The following is a 20,051-nucleotide window of genomic DNA, read 5'->3' as shown; positions in this document are numbered from 1 at the left end:
TTCGGTGTCGCACCCGGCTCTCAGCGCAGCGGCCGCTGCGCGAGGCAGTGAAGGGGCTGTCAGTGCCTCGCGGTACCTTCCGGCATGCCTCGAAATCAGCGTTCCTTAACCGACGGGCAGGCCCTGTGGGCGCTGTATGCCGTCACTTTGGGCCAGGTCACCAGGACAGCGGCGGCAGCGCAATTGCAGGTGTCGCGGGGTGTGATCGACGAATTGGTCGGTGGCCGGAGCTACCGGTCACTGCCCAGGCCTTTTTGCAGGCCGCAGCCACTGGCCGGGACAGGGACCTTCCGAGGTGCTCAGGAAGTGCCGGAGCGAAGGATCTTTCGGGAGGCTAAGTACTGGGCGTTGGTGGACACCAGCCCCGGCGCAGCGAAGTGCTGGCTCTTTCGCGGGCGGCGCAACTCCGATGGCTACGGTCAGTATTGGGCCGGACGGTCGCTGGTCGACGTCGTCAGTGCGCACCGAGTGGCGTATCTGCTCGCCCACGGTATGACGCAGAACTTTTCCTCCAAGATCTTTGTCCGGCACCTGTGCGCCGTGCCGCGCTGTTGTAATCCGGCGCACCTGGTCCTGGGCACGCAGAAGGAGAACATGCGTGACCGTTTCTGTCTCCACCGAGACCAGCGGGGCCCTCACCCGGTGGACACGCCCGCGCAGCCCCCGACTGGTGGGTGGCGGCTCCCCGTCGGTGACCTTGCGGCACTGGAGCGACAGGCCCTGGAGGCAGAGTTCTGGCAGAAGGTCGACGCGAGCGGCGGCGAGGAGACGTGCTGGCCTTGGACGGCAGCAAGCCAGCACGATTTCGGGTATGGCTCGGTCTCCTGGGAGGGCGTCCATACTCAGGCCGGACGCGTGGCCTATGCCCTTCACCACGGGTTGCCCTTGGCAAGCATCTTCGGTGATGTTTTGCGGCACGTGTGTCCCGGCGGGGGCAACCCGCGGTGCTGCAACCCGCGTCATCTGCGCCTTGGGACACAGAAACAGAATATGCACGACCGCATGGCGGCGGGCAGGTATGCCCGCGGCGACGAGCACTTCGCGACGAAGGTGCGCGATGATGACATCCGAGAAATGCGGGAGGTGTACTGGAACGCCCCGCGCGGCAACCGGCCCACGTTGGTCTCTCTCGGAGAGCGATACGGCGTGTACTGGGGCACCGTTCATCGGCTGCTGCATGGCCGCAGCCGTCCGGAGGCGGGCGGTCCCACCGGAGAGCTGATTCCTGGGGCGGCGGGCCGGACCAATCACGTGCGCGGGGAGGCCCATCGGATGGTGAAGGTGGCCGATGCACAGGTACGTGCGCTGCGGGAAGACTACTGGGGCCTGCCGCAAGGCCAGCGTCCCTCCACCATCGCGCTGGCTGCCCGGTGGGGCACCGACAGCAAGACGGTGTGGAACTGGCTGCACGGCAAATCACGTGTGACGGCCGGTGGCCCCGTGGGCGACCCTGCGGTACGCACGGCTGGGTAGAGCCTGTGGGCTAGGTGCGCCCCGGGGCACAACCGCCGCGACTGGCTTCCGGCCCAGCGGCGGGAGTGGGCTCACCGCGCTGCGCTGAAGCGCGACCGTGCGGGTGGCGACCTTATCGGGGCGGGAGACCGGTACGGAGACGGTTCCAGCAGGTGTGGGGCGCGTGCTCAGGGAGTTTGCGCAGGTCCGCTGCGCGGGTGGTGCCCGGTCGGGCAGGGGCGGGTGCTTGCCGAAGCCGCGTATCAGGTCGTGGGCCAGGTAGGCGCCGGACCCCACCAGGGGGCGGGTGGAGGGTGATACGCCCGAGGCGGGGGCCGGTGGGCCCAGAAGGCTAGGTGAATGAACTGCGGGTCATCACGGGTGGTGGTGAGCACGGTAAGGGCGGGCAGCGGCCAGATGGCGGGCGCGGGCCAGGCGGGAGCCCATGCCTGGGCGGCAGCGGTTGGGGGGAGGGCGGTAGCACGGGCGGGTGTCTTCTGGATGTGAGGGTGAGTGCGTGGCGGAAAATTCTGGGGGCTCGGGTGCAGCGGTGTCTTCGGGCGGGAGCGGGTGAGCGGCGATCAGTTGGGCGGGCGCTGGAGGTGGATGGCGACTTCGTCGACGAAGCGTGAGCGTCTTGAGGGGCGGACGCGCGCGGCGTACCACTGATTTGCTGGCATGGTGTAGTGGTCGCCTTCGATGAGTACCGCTTCGTTTCTGGCGCGTGTGAGCGCGACGTAGAAGGCTCTGCGCGCCTCCGCCACGGCTTCACCGGTTGGCTGCTTGCCAGGGTAGTAGAAGGGGACGAGGCCTTCGATGAGGCCCGGCAGGATGACGATGTCGAATTCGCGGCCCTTGGCGCTGTGGTAGGTGGTCAGGGCGATGTGGCCGGGGATCTGTCCTCCGGCGAGTTCCGCCATGGTCAGCTCGCCAATGTCCGCCGTGGCCTCACCCGTGGCCCGATCACGTTGGTCGGGGCTGCTTTGTGCCAGCGGGGTGCCGCCCAAGGTGTTCCACAGGGCGGTGAGGAAGGTGGCTGCGGGGTGTGCTGGGGTTTCCCGGTCTGGGGCATCCAGGAGTGCTGCCATCCGGCGCGCCAGGGTGCGAGAGGTGGTCTCGGGGGTGGTGAGGCCGGCCAGCTTGAGTTGGCGGTGCCAGGTTGCGGCGAGTTCGCGCAGGGAGCGGGCTGGGGCGACACCGGCGCCGATGCGGCGGGGGATTGCGCTGCCGGTGCGGGCACGGCCCGGCAGTGGCCCGGCTAGTCGGCGGGCTGTGCAGGCGGCGATCAGATCGGCGAGTGGGCCGCTGGGGCGGCGGCGCTGCTTTTCGGTGTCGAAGGGGATGTCGGCGGCGTTAAGTGCTGTGGTCAACGCGGTCAGGAGGGGCCCTTGGGAGCGGTAGAGGACGGCGATGTCTTCTGGGGGTGTGCCGGCTGCCAGACGGTCGTGGAGGACCTCGACGGTCCGGGCGGCGTGCGCCTCGAAGTCGCCCTGGGCATCGAGGATGGTGACGGCTCCGACGTCGTCTCGGTCGGGGGCTGCCTGATAGCCGCGGTCTTCGCCGAGTACCGCATGACCGGCTGCCACCAGGTCGCTGCCACTGCGGTAGTTGACCTTCAAGGGCACGGTGTGGAAGTCCGGGCGTTTGCTGAGCTGCTTCAGGTAGCGGGGGCTGGCGCCTTGGTAGGCGTACATCACCTGGTCGGGGTCGCCGACGGCGGTGATGTGGGCTCCTGCGTTCAGGACAGTTTCGACCAGGGCGTGCAGGACCGGGCCGAGGTCTTGGTATTCGTCGACGACGAGGTAGGGGAAGCGGGCGACGAGCTGCTCGCGTGCGGTGCGACTGCGGCGCAGCAGGGTGAGGGCGCGGATGGTCATGGCCTCGAAATCCAGGGCATGGTGCTGGCGCAGGAGCTGCTCGTAGGCGCGGACGGTGCGCGGATATTCGGCAGGGTAGTCGGCGGTGGGTTCGTTGGCGGCCAGCAGGCGGCGCAGGACCTGGAGGGTGGGGCGGTTTCGGCGGTCGATGTCCAGGCCGCAGTGGTAGGCGGCGGTATCCCACAGCGTGGTGCAGGCGGCGGTGTCGGGGATGGTGAGGTCCTCGGGAAGCGGATCGCCGATCAGCCGCCCGTAGGGCCGCAGGATGTGGTGCAGGCAGAAGGCGTGGACGGTGGTGCTGGACAGGCGGCGGCCGGGGCGCAGTCCGAGGGCGTGCAGGCGTGCGGTGGTTTCGTTGGCGGCTGCTTCGGTGTAGGTGATGGCGGCGACGCCGCAGTGGCGGCTGGTGGTGGCCAGGAGGTATCCGACGTGGGCGACCAGGGTGCGGGTCTTGCCGGCGCCGGGGCCGGCAAGCACGGCGAGGTTGCCCTGGTGGGTGGCAGCTTCGTGTTGGTCGGGGTGCAGTTGGCGGATTTCCGCGGCCAGGGCGGGCGGCAGCATGGCGGGTCCGGTCGTGGGGGCCGACGGGGCCGGGGGCGTGGAGGGCTGGCGGGCAGCAGTCATCTGCTGCTGTCCGGATCAGGGGTGGGGGTCGTCGCGGCTGCGGCGTGGGGGGTTGAGGGGAAGAGGGGAAGGTCGCGGAAGGTGCGGCTGAGGTCGTCCAGCAGGGCGAGGAGCGTGCCCGGTCCCGCGATGGTCAGCAGGTCCTCGCGGGTGGGAGGGCCCGGGAGAGGGCCCAGGAGCCCGCGTACGCGGCGGGGCAGGTCCGGCAGGGCGGCGACGTGCGCGGCCAGGCGCTGGGCGTAGCGGCCCTTACCGATATCTTCGATTTTGTCGACCAGGACGCGACGCTGCTCGCTGGTGGCGGTGCCGTCCTTGACCGGGGTCAGGGCTGCGCCGAAGGCGGCGCGAGTGTCGGCGCGTTGTTTGAAGTCGTGGAAGGCCTCGGTCATCTCCTGGTGGAGCAGGGGTGCGAGGTCGGTTTCCAGCGTGTGGTCGCCGACGTAGACGCCGATGCCTGCCGCGGCGGCCACGGCGGCCCTCCGGCCGGTGCGGGAGCCGCTGTCGGGCAGGTCCTGGGCGGCGAGGGCGTTCAGGTGGCGCTCGAGTTCTTGGTGCAGTTCGTCGTTGCCGGCGATCTGAGCCAGGTGGCGGGCCCGCCACAGGCCCGGTTCCTTGGTGTGCCGGTACTTGGCGTCGGCAGCATCGCCGTCGGTGAGGATCCAGTGGGAGCGGCGCAGTGCTTGAGGTCCCAGGAGGGTGGCGTAGGGGGCGAAGTCGGTACCTTCGACGCTGGAGATGACGATGCCGTGGTCGTCCAGGGGAAATCCGACGGCGTCGGCGAGGGCGGGCAGGAGGTAGGCGTCGGCTGCGCCTTCCACGAAGACGACGCCCCTGGCGAAGAGGATCTCGGCGCGCGTGACGTTGAGGTAGCGCTCGAGGTCGGCTGTCTCGGCGGGAGTGAGCAGACCGGGCGGCACGACGGTGCCCGTAGTGTGCTCGCCGCGTGTGCTGGCAAGGACGAGGCTGGCGAGCGGGGTGACGGCAGCAATGTGCGGGCTGTGCGTGGTGAGTAGCAGCCGGTTGGGGCCGTGCAGGAGGTGGGCGAACACCTTGCGCTGGAGGGTGGGGTGCAGGTGCGCCTCGGGTTCCTCCACGGCTAGGAGCGTGTCCTCGCCGTCGGTCGCCTGTCGCCGCAGCTTGATCCATTCCAGTAGCAGAGCCAGGTAGACCACGTTGGCTGTTCCGGTGGAGGTGTACTGGATGCCGCGGCGGCTGCCAGGGTCGGTGAAGAGCTGGACGCTGCGGATGAGGTCTTCTTCCCGGCTGGCGAAGTCCAGTGCGGGGGCCAGCGGGAGCTGGGGGCCGGTCATGGCGGACAACCGAGCGGCGAGCTCGCTGACCGCCTGCTCCATGGCGGGGTCTTGTGCGAGCTGGCTGCGCGCTTCTTTCAGGGCTGCCAAGGTGGAGGTGACGTTTTCCGGGGACGGTTGCCGCTCACGCAGCAGCCGGATGAGGGGGCTGCGGTCGGCGCGGGTGAAGTCGCCCTCCGCATCGCGCAGGGCCGGAAGAACCCACAGCGGGACGTACTCCTTGGCGTGGCGCATGTCCATTCGCGGATCGTCGGCGCCGTAGATGGTCCAGGAGTAGTCATCCGGAGTCAGTGCCTGGTCCGGCTGTGCTGGGAAGACGGCGTCGAACGCGGCCTTGGGCTGGAACAGGTAGGTCAGGCGGGCGATCCGGGGCTGCCCGTCCTGGGTGATGATGGCGCCGTCGAGGGTGGCGATGGCATCGGCATCCTCGTCGAAGTCCGAGAGTTCGACCTCTACCCTGACCTCCACTCCCTCGTGCAGCCCCGGGGCGCCGTCGTGGATGTCATCGGCCTGCAGCCGGCGCCACCGGTTGGACAGGTCGGGGTCCAGGACCAGACGCAGGGCGTGCAGCAGGTTGCTCTTGCCGGCCCCGTTCTCCCCGACGATCACCGCCGGGGTCGGGAACGGGTCGATCACAAGGTCACGGAAGTTCCGGAAGTTGGTGACCTTGACTTTGGACAGGCGCATCGCGCTCCCTCCCCAGTGAACAGCTCTACGCCACACCCGTTCCAGGCGTCCCGCACGTACGAATAAGCCTAGTTGCTGATTTGACCGATGAACTGCTTTTTCATCGCCCGCCGGGGTGCTCGGCCTCCGTTGTAGAGATCGTCGGCGGCGTTCGCCGTCCCGCAGGACGGCCTGCCGACGGCGGGCAGCCCGGGGCGAGCGGTTGTCGGCCGCGCGAGAGCGGCTGGGCCGGGACGTCCGCCCGGTCCGCCTTCCTCGGCCCGGCACCCGGGTGAGGCTTCTCAGTTTTGCTCACATTTCCTCGCATGCGGGTTAGAGTGCCGGTATGAGCCGTAGCCTTGCCGTGGACGATGCCACGCATGCCCAGGTCTACCTTCTCGCCCGTGCCTGGGAAGTGACGCCCGGGGAGGCGGTGCGCCGGCTGGTGGAGCATTTCCAGCAGCCCTCCCCCGCCGCCCGGGTAACCGAGGCACCAGCGGACGGACCGGTGGCGGTCCATGTGATCTACCAGAGCGTCCGGGTCCCGGGGCGGTACGACCCGACCACCCAGGCGCTCACGATCACCGAGGGGCCCGCGGCCGGTTCCTACCGCACTCCAAGCGGGGCGGCCAGCGCGGTTCTGCAGGCCCTGAAGCCGCAGGTGAAGCCCAACCGCAACGGCTGGACTCTGTTGGTGATGTTGTCGGGGTCATGCGGTAGTTGTCGGTGGGCTGGCACAGTGGCAGGGAGGCTGTTCCAGGGGGTGGGCTGCGATGTCGTTGCGACCGAAGAGCTATCAGCGGATCCCGGCGAAGACAGTGCGGACGGCGCGGGCCGCGTGTCCGAAGGGCACACCGGCGATGCTGATCCGGGATCGGTTGGACGTGCTGTTCGAGGACGAGGAGTTCGCTTCTCTGTATCCGGCCGACGGCCGTCCGGGTCTGTCACCGGGGCAGTTGGCGCTGGCGTCGGTGCTGCAGTTCGCCGAGAACCTCTCCGACCGGCAGGCTGCCGACGCGGTCCGCACCCGCATTGACTGGAAATATGCCCTCGGGATGGAGCTGGACGATGCCGGGTTCGACTACTCAGTGCTGTGCGAGTTCCGGGCCCGGCTGGCCGAGGGTGATGCCGCCGACCGGCTGCTGACGGTGATGCTGGAGCGGCTGGTGGAGGCCGGGTTGCTGAAATCCGGAGGTCGTCAGCGCACCGACGCCACTCACGTGATGGCGGCAGTCCGCACGCTCAGCCGGCTGGAACTGGCCGGCGAGACGCTGCGGGCCGCGCTGGAAGAGCTGGCCGAGGCCGACGGGGACTGGCTGCTGCCCTTGATCGAGCCGGAATGGGACAAGCGCTACGGGCGCAAGATCGAGATCGGGAAGGTCCCCGGTGGGAAAGCCGGGGTCACCGCCCTGGCGGAGACCTTCGGCCGGGACGGCCAGAAGATCCTGACCGCCGTGTGGGCACCCGACGCCCCACCCCGACTGCGGGTGTTACCGCAGGTGGAGATCCTGCGGCAGGTCTGGGTCCATCATTACTACTGGGACACCCACGGGCGTCTGCGCTGGCGCGACGGCCACGCACTGCCCCCGGCACACCTGCGGTTCGACTCCCCTTACGACACCGACGCCCACTACTGCGTCAAGCGGGACACCGCCTGGAGCGGCTACCGGGTCCATCTGACCGAGACCTGTGACACCGACCGGCCCGAAGTGGTCATCCACGTGGCCACCACGATCGCCCCGGTCCAGGACGGCGAACTCACCGAACAGATCCACGACGACCTCGCCGACGCCCGCCTGGCCCCGGCCGAACATGTTGTCGATGCCGCCTACATCACCCCGGCCCGGATCGAACGGGCCCGCCGGGTCCATGGCATCACCCTGCTGGGCCCGGTGGTGCCCGACCACAGCCACCAGGCCAAGAGCGGCAGCGGCTTCGACAAGTCCGCCTTCGCCGCGGACTGGGACAACAAGCAGGTCACCTGCCCCCGCGGGCACATCAGCCGGCACTGGGGACCACTGCGCATCAACGGCCACGACTACATCCAGGTCCGTTTCGACAAGGCCACCTGCCTTGCCTGCCCCGACCGCCCTCAGTGCACCACCTCCGCCACCCGTCCGCGTGCACTCGCGCTCCTGCCCACCCGTAAACTCCACGAGATCCAGACCCGCAACCGGCTGGACCAGCAGACCAAGGACTGGCAGCAGCGCTACGCGATCCGTGCCGGCATCGAGGCCACCCTCTCCCAGAACATTCGCACCTGCGGCCTGCGCCGATCCCGCTACCGCGGCCTGGCAAGAACCCACGTCCAGCACGTACTGACCGCACTGGCCTGCAACCTCACCCGCGTCGCCGACTGGATCGCCGAGCCGACCCCCACCCGCCACCGATCAACACGCTTCCACTCTCTCTGCACCACCGCCGCATGACCCCAGAAGATCACCAACAGAGTCACGGCTGGGGGTTTTGGACGGTCGACGAGACAGGTGAGCTCCTGCAGACCTTGCGGCGGCGCTGAAAGAAAACTGCCCCGCCGCTTGGGAGCGGACGCTGCCCCGCGACGCTTGCCGAAGCTGCTCCGCAAACCGGTCGCCGCACTCCCGGTGCGCGCGAACGGCGGCCCGGCGGGCGAGATCGCGGACAGTAGGAAGTCTCACGAATCTGTCCTGCCTAGATGCCACTAGGCACCAGTCAGGTTTCTCACCTCCTGCCACGAGCGACATCAGCATGAAGGCAGGTGAGGGGCGATCAGTAGCCTTCTAGCAGTGGCACGACACTGATACACCTCTACTGGCATTTCAACGGCACGTCACAGGCGGTTTCCTGGCTCGCTTCGTGAAGGGCCGCTACGTCTACCACCGTGTCTCGGGCTGACGCACCCATCCAGGTCCCGTCCATCGTCGTCGAGTTGAGGCACGCGTGCAGATCTGTTCCGTTTCTGTTGAGGGCTTTCGCTGCCTTGCAGACGTCGCCGGGGTTCCGGTCCTTTCCCAGACGATTCTGACCGGGCAGAACGAGGGCGGGAAGACCGCTCTTCTGGACGCGCTGAACTTCCTGCTGCACGGAACAGCACTGAGCGAGCACGATCTCACCTACGTCGGCGACGGCGATCTCCAGGAGCCAGGGAGCGACACAGCCGCCCCGCACGCGCGTGTGCCCCAGACAGTCGTGACAGGCAGCTTCAGCCTCAATGCCGAGGAGCAACTGCGTCTCGAGCTGCCCGAGCAGGTACGAATCCGGCGGCGTTTCCGGCCGGAGGCAGGCATGTTCCTCGAGGTCCACCGACGTGTCTGCCAGGACCCTCAACTGCGTGACCTGGCGGCAGTGAAGCTGCCGGGATTGAAGGAGCTCGCGGCGGTTCACGGGGTCGAGCCGGTCGGGCAGGCGAGTGCCAGGAATAGCTGGGAGCAGCCGCTTCGGGCGTTGGCTCAGCAGTTGAAGCAGGTGGACGCGTGGGTGTCGGCGTCCTCCGAGGTTGCCGCGGCCCTGCCGACGATGGTGTACTTCAAGGGAGACTCCGTCCAGGCGCCCGAGGCCGTGATCCAGAGTCTGCTCAACTCCCGGCTGCGGGAATATACGCGGGCCGACGAAGTGGCCAAGCGGGTAACAGACCTTGAGGGCTATCTCGCTGAGTCGCTGAAAGAGGACATCGACAGCATCCGCAGTCACATCGCGCAGCGGTGCACCCTGCCGTCGGTGGAGCTGGCTCCCCAGGTGCAGGTGCGTCCGACCCTGGTCGGCGTCGAGCTGAATGTGCTGGACTCCCAGGGCCGCCGCTTCCCGCTGTCGTCTGCCGGCACCGGCCGCTCGCGCCGGATCTCCCTGGCCCTGTGGGAGAGCAGCAACGAACTCTTGGGGCAGCACGACGCCACGCAGACGCCCGAGTCGGATGTCCTGTTCGTCTACGACGAGCCCGACACCCACCTCGACTACTCCCATCAGCGGCGCATCATGGCGCTCCTCCAACTGCAGTCCTCGCGGCCTAACGCGCGCGTCATCGTCGCGACGCACTCGCTCAACCTGATCGACGGCGTCGACATCTCCTCCGTGGTGCACCTGCGTACCCAGGAAGGCCGGGTTCGGGCGGAGGTCCTGAGCGAGGACAGCGCGGACAAGGATGTGCGCCGACACCTGTCGACGATCGCGACAACACTGGGGTTCCGCAACAGCGTCCTCCTGCACGAGCGGTTCTTCGTTGCCGTTGAGGGCGTATCCGAGACATCCGCGTTCCCCATCCTCTTCCGCAAGCACGCTGGCTTCCCGATCCAGTCCGCCGGGATCTGCCTGTGGGCCGGCGGCAGCAACGAAGGCGCGCTGCGATTCGCCCGGTTCCTCAAAGATCACGGGCGGGACGTCGCCTTCGTAGTTGACAAAGACAGCCGCACCAACCAAAAGCACGTCTTCCGCGACGACAAGCTCAAGGAGCACGGCTTCGACCTCAAGCAGGAGTGCCTCTACCTTGGCTCCCCCAACGAGCTCGAAGACCTGTTCACCAACGACGACTGGGCCGAGACAGCCAACGCGCTGTGGAGGCCGAACACCGAACGCGGCCCCTGGCAGCCTCAGGAGATCGAAGAGCTGCGGGCTGGCAAGTTCAGCTCGCAACTACTGGACCTGCTCAAGGGCGGTTCCCCTGAGGGACCGAAAAACAAGGAAGACCTCATGGTCGGCATCGCCGCCCATCTCGCCCAGGACCGCATCCCCGCCGCCCTGTCCACGGTCTTCGATGCTCTCGTCAGTCGCGCGCAGGACTCGGGGCCTCATCTTTGGTAGCCGCCCCGGCCTGACGCGCCGCGCGCCGCGCCTTCATACGCATCAGCCGCTGCTGCGGCGTCGGCGCCTCCCACGTATGCAGGCCGGCCGAAGCCACCCACTGAGACCCGTGGTGGCCCGGATCGTCGCCACACCAGCGGCAGCCGTCAGGAGACGGCAGCTCCCTGCGATGTACGCGTATCACCCGACCACCGCCCATGGAGCACCGCCCGTGTACGTCGGAATACCTTCGATATGAACACTTTCCCCGGAAGGCCATGCTCAAAGAGTGCCACCTGCCACTGACAACCGGACGGATGCATTCCCCTCCTTGTGTCGACTGCGGCTGTCACACGCATGTCGGCCTTGCTCCAAGCACGCCACCTCGTTCTCCGCCGATCTCCCCGTCTGCAAGAGGCACCCGGTCCCGGAAAAGGGCGGCCACACCAGATGGCTACCCGCCCCCGAAGCAGCGTCGCAGATCTGTTGCGTACGTTCCGGTAACGTCCGCCGTGCCTGCCGGTGGCGAGTAAGGAGTGCAGGATGGCTGCGAGGCTGCCCGCGGAGGAGATCCGTCTCAGTGCGCTTGTCAGCCGGCGCAGCGCACTACCCCTCACCCCGCCCCTGTCTGCCCCCGATGCGCTGCCCTTCGGCGAGCTGTCCCCGCCTGGGTTCGAACGCGTGGTCTGCGAGGTCATGTGGCTTGTCGATGGGATGAACGACATCCGCGGCTACGGCCGATCCGGACAGGACCAGGGCGGACTCGATCTCATTGGTAGGCGGAAAGGGAAGACGCACGTCTACCAGGTGCGCAGGATCGTCTCCCTGTCCGCGCCCGCGCTCCGTGCGGCCGTCACCGACTTCACCGGCCCATCCCGTACCACGACCCCCGAAGAGGGGTGGTCCGAGCGTCGGTTCGATACTGTGCGTTTTGTCCTGGCAGCAGGGTGCATCGTCGATGACACGGCCGTGGAAGACGAACTCGTCGCCCTGCAGGAGCAGTACCAGGACGACATAGACATCGATCTGTACGACGCACGCGCCCTTTCCCGATTCCTGCGGGAACGCCCGTCCATTGTCGCTGGCGTCTTCGGTCCAGAGTGGGCCAAGGCATTCTGCGGGGTAGAGACGCCACCGGTGCCGTCCCTGCCGCATGGCTACGCGCTGTTGAACGACCCCCTCGAGTACCTGGGCCTGGCGGACGCACTGCACCGCGCCCAGCAGCTCGCGGAGACGGAGCCTGGGCCGGCTGCCGAGCTCTTCGGCGAATTGGCGGATGCACTTGAACATGCCTCGTTTACCGGGCATGCCCGCCAGCTACGCACTCGGCAACGCGACCTGTTGGCATCCGCAGGACAGGCCGACGCAGCATTCACCGTCGCGGCTAAGTTGATGCTTGACCGGTACGATTCCGGCGATCGTATGTTCGTGGATGAGCACCTGAAGCGGCTCGCTCCCGACGCCGGCGGCACGGCATCTGACATCTACGTGGTCTTGAAGGCGCTGGGGGACTGGTTCGAGTACGGCTACGACCTCCCGCCGGTGACTACCGCGCTTGAGACTGTGGTGCAGGCGTGCGATCCCCTGGCAGCCCGCTTGGTGCTGGCAGTCATCGAGCAGATCGTGGTCGACGAACACCCCGACGATCATCCGGCGAGGCTGTCTGACCTGGCTTTCGGGATTTTCCCCTCCCAGACAGGGCTCTTGCGGATTCGGCTGGAGTGCTGTCTGGCAGACCTGGCCGTCCGCGCCGGACAGAGCCCGGAAGAGTCGTATGCCGACCTCGACCGGCGCGCTCTGGGCGGCCGCATACCGGAACGGTTCGCGGTCCTGGTGCACATGCGCCGCGGACGCGCCCTGGCCCTGGCCGACCTCGGAAGTGAAGCAGTCGAGGCCTACCGGCGCGCTGTACTGGCCGCTACCCGAGAGGGCCTGGGAGGCGATGCCCGGCACGCCCTGCGATCCATTTCCTACCTGGCCGACCAGTACAACGTCGGATTCAGGGAATCGTCCCAAGCCATGCTCTCGGCCCGCACGGTCGGCGCCAAGGGCGCGCGACTCATCGACCTCTCCTTCAACCCGGCAGTCAGCGCGCTGGAAGCCCTGGTCGACGACAGGCTGCCGGACGCCTCACGAGCCGCGCACCAGTGGCTGTGGCAGGACCGGATCTCCGGTGCGTTGACCGACGAGAACCTCGCCCACCAGCGCTACGGCGAAGTCTTCAACCGCGCCGGAGAAACGAAGCACGCCGTGCGTCAATACGTCCTTGCCGGCCGCAGAAAGGACGCACTCTCCGCCACCGAATCGGTACCCGAGTTTCTCGACGTACGCGACCTCTTGGAGGTGCGTGCACGGTGGGTATGCAGCGCAGCCGCAGCGGTGATCGGCCAGCAAGCGGATCTCATTCCTGATGATGCTGTCGCAGGCATCGCTGCCCGCCTGACGGACATCGTCATCACGGGCCTGCAGTCGGAGCTGGCGGGCCTTCATCCGGTTATGCAGGCTCTCGGAGCTCTGGGAGCGCTCGATGAGCGACTGCCAGCGGCATCAGCGCAACAGGTGCTGCCCTTGTTGATTGAATGTATTCCCAGAGAGCCGAATACCTCTCGGCACATCGATGAACAGATGCTGGCTTTCCTCGGTGCCTGTATCAAGGCCGAACTGCCTGTAGCGGACCGAGCCATCCAAGCCTTGATGGACGCGTGGAAGCTCGATGTGAACGGCGCTGAGAGTCTGCTTGCCGGCCTCCATGCCCACGTGCCGTCAGCCGTGCCAGCGGTACGCGAACGGGCGCAGCAGGGACACCGCGGGGCCACCGCCGTACTGGCCGACTGGCGGGTGGACGACCCCTCTGTCACTGAGACCGCGCGGGAACTGGCCGACACCGTGCTGGCCGAACCGGTCGGGACCGTCCGCCCCTTCTATGCCATGGGAACCGTCGCGCGGCAGTGCGCGGCCTTCCTCATAGCGTGCGAGGGCCAGAGCACCGTGGGCGCAAGACTCTTGCGTGAACGCGTCGCAGCACACCTGCTGTTGTGGGCCCAAGACCGCAACGACACAGCCGACCGGCGCTCCGAGGCCGTTCGCGCACTGTCCATCCTCGCTGAAACCCTGCCAGCGCCAGTACGAGACGACATGTTCGAACGGCTCATGGGTCTGTACCCAAATCCGGGAGAACACCCGGTCGACGCCTTCGACCGACGCACCCAGCACCCTCTGAGCCGATACAAGATCAATGCTCAAGGAGACCAGCGTCTGTCCGCAGAGATCCTGTACGCGACCGCCGTCTTCGCCAACACCACCGAGCAAGCGATGCGCGTCCAACAGCGCCTGCTCCCGCACCTGAGCCGTGCCGAACAAGAACGAGGCCACGGCTGGCTACAGGCACAGACCATGCTCGCACTCGACCGGTTGGCCCCCACGCCGACATCCCTGACGGTCAACCACCCCTCAAAGTTCGTGCGGCAGACGGCCGTAATCTGCTGGGGCCACGCCGATCACCGGGATCCGTCTTTGGCACGCGTCTTCGCCGAGGACTCCAACACCAGCGTCCGCCACAATCTGGCCCGTATCCTCGCTGAGCTCCCCCCAGGCGAACGCCTCAAGTACGAAGCCATCACCGAACGACTCCGCACCGACAACAGCGCACGCGTCCGCCAAGCCACCGCCCAGATCCCATGAGCCGGACGCTGGTTGCCACAGAGCTGGGCACGACAGAAAACACCTGTCCAGTCACACAGTGCGCATACTGCTGGCTGGTCTCTGACCGGATCTGAAGGCTGAGGCAACGACGGCAGAGGGCACGTCGTCGGCACCTGCCAGTGTCACCTCAATCTATACGTCGCGAACATGGCCACGACGCATCGAAGCAGCTCAGGAACCTGCCGATCACTTCTAGAGTCGGTAAAACGGACGAGGCCCACGGCACCGCCGGTGATCTTGGGCGTCCGTGGGCGGCGATCCACGACAACCAGCGGATCCCCGCCGACTTCCGGCTCTACCTGACCGCGACCCCGCGCATCCTCGCCGCGCCTCGCCCCCAGAAGGGCGCGGACGGCCAGGAGGCGGAGATCGCGACCATGGCCGACGACCCGGACGGCACGTACGGCGCATGGCTCCCCGGCGCCGAACTCGGGCTCTCGGAAGCCATCGAGCGAGGCATCCTCGCTGGGTTCGAGATCGACGTCCTGGAGATCCGCGACCCCTCCCCCGTCGTCGGTGAGTCGGCGGAGGCGCTGCGCGGCCGGCGCCTGGCTCTGTTGCAAACGGCGCTCCTGGAGCACGCGGCCGCGTACAACCTGCGTACGGTGATGACGTTCCACCAGAAGGTGGAGGAGGCCGCCGCGTTCGCGGACAAGCTCCCTGAGACCGCTGCCGAGCTGTACGTCAAGGACACCACCGACGACGACCTGGCCGCCGCGGACAAGCTCCCGAAGTCATCCATCGACGCGGAGTTCTACGAACTCGAGGCCGGCCGCCACGTCCCGCCGGACCGGGTCTGGTCGGCGTGGCTGTGCGGCGACCACCTCGTCAGCGAACGGCGTGAGGTCCTGCGCCAGTTCGCCAACGGCATCGACGCGGCCGGACGCAGGGTGCACCGCGCCTTCCTCGCCAGCGTTCGCGTGCTCGGGGAGGGCGTGGACATCACCGGCGAGCGGGGAGTCGACTCGATCTGCTTCGCCGACACCCGCGGCTCGCAGGTGGAGATCGTGCAGAACATCGGCCGCGCGCTCCGCCTCAACAAGGACGGCTCCACCAAGGTCGCCAGGATCATCGTCCCGGTCTTCCTGGAGCCCGGCGAGGACCCGACCGACATGGTCGCCAGCGCCAGCTTCCGCCCCCTCGTAGCCGTGCTCCAGGGCCTGCGCAGCCACGATGAGCGCCTGGTCGAGCAGCTCGCCTCCCGTGCCCTCACCAGCGGCAAGCGCAAGGTCCACGTCCAGCGTGACGAGGACGGGCGGATCGTCGGGGCCAGCGGCGAGAGCGACGGCGAGGACCAGGAACACGACGACACCGACGCCGCTGCCGAGTCGGCCCTGCTCCACTTCTCCTCTCCCCGGGACGCGGCGACCATCGCCGCGTTCCTGCGCACCCGGGTCTACCGGCCGGAGTCCCTGGTGTGGCTGGAGGGCTACCAAGCCCTGCTCCGCTGGCGGGCGGAGAACCAGATCACCGGCCTCTACACCATTCCCTACGACACCGAGGTCGAAGTCGGCGCGACACAGTCGTTTCCGCTGGGGCGGTGGGTCCACCAGCAGAGGAAGGCGCTGCGGGCGGGTGAGCTGGAGCCGCGGCGCAAAGAGCTGCTCGACTTGCCGGAGGCCGGGATGGTGTGGGAACCCGGCGAGGAAGCCTGGGAGACCAAGCTCGCCGCGCTGCGGTCCTACCGGCGGGCCACGGGGCACCTCGCGCCCCGCCAGGACGCCGCGTGGGGCGAGGGCGAGGCGATGATGCCGGTGGGGCAGCACATGGCCAATCTGCGCCGCAAGGACGGCCTCGGGAAGAACCCGAAGCGGGCCGCCGCACGCGCGGAGCAGCTGGCGGCAATCGACCCGGACTGGAACTGCCCATGGCCGCTGAGCTGGCAGCGGCACTACCGCGTCCTCGCCGATCTCGTCGACGCCGACGGCGTCCTGCCCTACATCGCGCCAGGCGTCGTCTTCGACGGCGACGACATCGGCACCTGGAGGTGGCGACAGCAGGAACCGGGCACCTGGGCACAGCTGTCGACCGAGCAGCAGGACCGGCTGACCGAACTGGGCATTCAGGCGCCGCCTCCCGCCCCGGCCCCGGTCTCAGCTCCGGCGGCGAGCAGCGCGGAGAAGGGGCCGAGCAAGGCGCAGCAGGCGTTCCAGCGCGGTCTCGCGGCCCTCACACAGTGGGTGGAACGGGAAGGCCAACGGCCGGTGCCGAGGGGCCACAGCGAAGAGATCGCGGTCGACGACGAGACGGACCCGGTGGCTGTGAAACTGGGCGTGTGGGTCTCCAACACCAAATCGAGGCGAGACAAGCTCACCCAGGACCAGCTCGACGCACTGCGGGAACTGGGCATCGAATGGGCATGATGCCCTGTCCGGCACGGAGAGCCCGGGACGTTTTGTCAGCGCACGGTGAGCGGTGGGTCACCACGCCAAGAGATGCAGTGCTGTCCCAGTCTGTGCAAGCGGCGGTGATCGAGGGAGCCGTCCCGGTGTATGTCAGCCCCTCCCGCTAGCTTCGCCTCATGGACGCAGGAGACTGGATTGCACTCAGCACGGGCGCCGCATCGGTGGGCGCCGCTGCCATCGCTATCTGGCAGGCAAGGACCGCATCGGCCTCAGCAAGCCACTCCGAGAAGCAAGCCCGTGCAGCCGACGAGCAGGTACGTGTGGCCAATGAGCAACTTCAACAGGCAGAACGTCTGCACCGCGAGCAGTTGGCGCTGGCAGAACGCATCCATCGGGAGCAGAACGAGCCGTACGTAATCGTCGACATCCAGCCTTCAGACCCCGCCTCGGGGACCCTCGTGGTCGTCATCGAGAACATCGGCCCGACCGTGGCTCGTAACGTGCGTATCTCCTGCGATCCGCCCCTGGTCTCCGGGTGGGGAGACGACCTGACGGAGATGCTGCAACGCGCCTTGTCCCGCGCCATTCCCATGCTGCCGCCTGGGCGCCGGCTCGAGTTCCTCCTGGACAACCAGGACCGGTTCGAGAACAGTGACCTGCCCACCGCCTACACCTTCACCGTCGAATCCGAAGGGCCCAGCGGAAGCGTGGAGTCTCTTGAGTACGTGGTCGACTTCGGGACTTGGGCGGAGTCACTGATGAAGAACCGGCCGACGAAACAGATCGAAGAAAAACTCGGCAAGATCCAGAATGCGGTGAAGGCTCTGTCAGACAGCTACAAGCTGGCCAACGCCCCTTCCATTCGGACCGAGCACGAGCACAGGAGAGACCTAATTCGGCAGCAGAGGGAAGCACGCAGCAACAACGGCGAACCGCCAGCCCTCCCTACTCAGTAGCGGGCCGTGGTCAGGACGTCCATCCTGCGAGCCCCGATCCCCGGGCGTCCGCTTCGCCCACGCGGCCCGGAGGGGCCCGTCAGACGGTGACCGGTATTTGTGACTGTGCCATTCATCTGCGGGCTTCGCCAACTGGGCAGGCAACCAGCACACTTCCGCCATGAACTCGATAGGGGCTGCCCTCGCCGCTGGAGGGAAGGGCACAGGCTTCGACTGGACGCCGGTCTGGCCGCTTGTTGGTGTAGTGGTTGCGGGCCTCTTCGCGCTTGCCGGCCACGGCATGGTGCCGCGGGCCGCAAGGGGGCAGGCCGAGGCTCAAATGGCCCGCGACCTCAGCAAATGGCACCGTGAGCTTAGGCGTCAGTCCTACGTGGACTGCATCCTCGCGTACGAGAAGCTGCGCGACATGATCGTTCCGCTGTCCCGAGCGATTCCCTGGCCCGTGAGCCACAGCTTGACCTCAGGAGAGGCAGCCGAGCAATGCTCAGGACTTGTGGATCGGTTCCCCGGGGAGCGCGCGAAGGGCGTACCTTCCCGAGTGATCTACAAGTCACCGAGTAGAGACCCGCGTTGCAGCGCGGGTCGGGAAGGTACACCCCGTGCTCAGCGTAGTGAACTCCGACGGGACCACCGAGTCCGGCTCCCTGATCGATGAGATCGTCCGGGGAGGCGCCCACCGCATGCTGGCCGCCGCTTTGGAGGCGGAGGTCAACCAGTACATAGCCGAGCTGGCAGGGAGCGGGACGATGCGGGCCGCCGCCTGGTGGTACGCAACGGGCACCACCGGCCGCGCACCGTGACCACTGCCGCGGGGCCGGTCGAGGTCGCGGCGCCGAGGGTGAACGACAAGCGGGTCGATGCCGACACTGGCGAGCGCAAGCGGTTCTCCTCCAAGATCCTGCCCCCGTGGTGCCGCAAGTCGCCGAAGATCTCGGAGGTGCTGCCGCTGCTCTACCTGCACGGGCTGTCGTCCGGGGACTTCGTGCCCGCGCTGGAGCAGTTCCTCGGCTCCACGGCCGGACTGTCACCGGCCACCGTCACACGGCTGACCAGGCAGTGGGGCGACGATCACGCCGCCTTCCAGGCCCGGGATCTATCCAGGAACGATTACGTGTACGTGTGGGCGGACGGGGTGCATCCCAAGGTCCGTCTGGGCCAGGCGCACAGCTGCGTGCTGGTGCTGATGGGGGTGCGCCTGGACGGCACCAAAGAGCTGATCGCCATGGCCGAGGGGCTGCGAGAGTCGACCGAGTCGTGGGCCGATCTGCTGCGGGACTGCCGCCGGCGCGGCATGCGCGATCCGGAGCTGGTGGTCGGCGACGGCGCGATGGGCTTGTGGAGGGCACTGGCGGAGGTGTTCCCGGCCGCCCGCATCAGCGGTGCTGGGTGCACAAGGCCCGCAACGTCACGAACGCCCTGCCGAAGTCCGCGCAGCCGGGCGCGACGAAGGCGATGCAGGAGATCTACAACGCCGAGAACCGCGCCCATGCCCAGAAGGCGATCGAGGCGTTCGCGAAGACTTACGGGGCGAAGTTCCCCAAGGCCGTCGCGAAGATCACCAACGACACCGAGGAACTGCTGGCGTTCTACGACTTCTCCGCCGAGCACTGGATCCACCTGCGGACCACGAATCCCATCGAGTCGACCTTCGCCACGGTCAAACTCCGCACCAAGGTCACCCGCGGCGCCGGCAGCCCCGCCGCCGCCCTGGCGATGGTGTTCAAGCTCGTCGAGACCGCCCAGGAACGCTGGCGGGCAATCACCGGCGCTCACCTCGTGGCTCTGGTCCGCGCCGGATCCCGCTTCGAAGACGGCGTCCTGGTCGAGCGTGAGGAGACCACCGCTGCCTGATCACGCCTCATGCGCGACAAGCACGGGATCGTGAGGCAGGCTGCCGGAATGAAGTCTCGAACTGATGGTATGTGGTGGGGAACGGCGATCGAGGCGCCGGACCCCAGCGGCTTGGGGAGGTTCTACGCCGACCTGCTCGGCTGGCACATCGGACACGAGGAGCCGGGAACGGCCATCGTCGCTGCGTCACCGCAAGGCCCCTTCTTCGTCTTCCAGCAGGCGGACGACTATCGGGCTCCGGTCTGGCCTCCGGCCGACGGGGAGCAGCGCCCGATGATGCACTTCGACTTCCAGGTCGGCGACCTGGACTCGGCGGTCGCCGAGGCGGTCGCCCTGGGCGCCACGATCGCGGAGGTCCAGCCGCAGGAGAACGTCCGAGTGCTCTTCGACCCCGCCGGCCACCCCTTCTGCCTCTGCTACGACGAGGGATGACCGGCTGGATCACATGTCACGTGATCCACAACTATTGACAATTGCTCTCCCGAAACGCTCCGGCCGGCCTCCGCGACGTTCAAC

Annotated in this window: 9 protein-coding genes and 1 pseudogene; 8 read left to right on the top strand and 2 right to left on the bottom strand. The window is 67.7% G+C overall.

The features are described 5' to 3' along the window. The first annotated feature begins 351 nt into the window (after positions 1-351). The gene (locus AS97_RS46445; RefSeq protein ID WP_210567095.1) at positions 352-1,473 is read left to right on the top strand and encodes an HNH endonuclease; all 1,122 of its coding nucleotides are present in this window, start codon (positions 352-354) and stop codon (positions 1,471-1,473) included. Positions 1,474-2,033: 560 nt separating this feature from the next. On the opposite strand, the gene AS97_RS46440 is transcribed toward AS97_RS46445, so the two are convergent. Both AS97_RS46440 and AS97_RS46435 read right to left on the bottom strand, forming a co-directional pair. Then, complete coding sequence (locus AS97_RS46440) at positions 2,034-3,953, bottom strand: ATP-dependent helicase (RefSeq protein ID WP_210567094.1); 1,920 nt, start codon at positions 3,951-3,953, stop codon at positions 2,034-2,036. Continuing rightward, complete coding sequence (locus tag AS97_RS46435; protein WP_210567093.1) at positions 3,950-5,950, bottom strand: AAA family ATPase; 2,001 nt, start codon at positions 5,948-5,950, stop codon at positions 3,950-3,952. The genes AS97_RS46440 and AS97_RS46435 overlap by 4 nt, the downstream gene beginning before the upstream one ends. 752 nt (positions 5,951-6,702) lie before the next feature. On the opposite strand from AS97_RS46435, the gene AS97_RS46430 reads away from it, so the two are divergent. The 7 genes and pseudogenes from AS97_RS46430 (at position 6,703) to AS97_RS46400 (ending at position 19,967) form a co-directional block, all read left to right on the top strand. Further along, entirely contained in the window at positions 6,703-8,358 is a 1,656-nt protein-coding gene (locus tag AS97_RS46430; protein ID WP_210564157.1) for an IS1182 family transposase, read from the top strand. A 490-nt stretch (positions 8,359-8,848) separates the two neighbouring features. Next, positions 8,849-10,702, top strand: coding sequence for an AAA family ATPase (locus AS97_RS46425; RefSeq protein ID WP_210567092.1), 1,854 nt, complete (start codon positions 8,849-8,851; stop codon positions 10,700-10,702). Between the two features lie 522 nt (positions 10,703-11,224). Beyond that, entirely contained in the window at positions 11,225-14,362 is a 3,138-nt protein-coding gene (locus tag AS97_RS46420; protein WP_210567091.1) for a HEAT repeat domain-containing protein, read from the top strand. A 200-nt stretch (positions 14,363-14,562) separates the two neighbouring features. After that, positions 14,563-16,746, top strand: a complete 2,184-nt coding sequence (locus AS97_RS46415) for a helicase associated domain-containing protein (RefSeq protein WP_247204885.1) — start codon at positions 14,563-14,565, stop codon at positions 16,744-16,746. Positions 16,747-16,904: 158 nt separating this feature from the next. Continuing rightward, on the top strand, positions 16,905-17,684 hold the full coding sequence (locus AS97_RS46410) for a hypothetical protein (RefSeq protein ID WP_210567090.1): 780 nt from the start codon (positions 16,905-16,907) through the stop codon (positions 17,682-17,684). A 599-nt stretch (positions 17,685-18,283) separates the two neighbouring features. Then, positions 18,284-19,535, top strand: a pseudogene (locus tag AS97_RS46405) (IS256 family transposase). A gap of 48 nt (positions 19,536-19,583) precedes the next feature. Further along, entirely contained in the window at positions 19,584-19,967 is a 384-nt protein-coding gene (locus AS97_RS46400) for a VOC family protein (RefSeq protein ID WP_247204745.1), read from the top strand. The last annotated feature ends 84 nt before the right edge of the window (positions 19,968-20,051 follow it).

Source organism: Streptomyces sp. AgN23 (assembly GCF_001598115.1).
In the GTDB taxonomy this organism is placed as follows: domain Bacteria; phylum Actinomycetota; class Actinomycetes; order Streptomycetales; family Streptomycetaceae; genus Streptomyces; species Streptomyces antimycoticus.
This window is presented reverse-complemented; position numbering and strand designations above follow the sequence as displayed.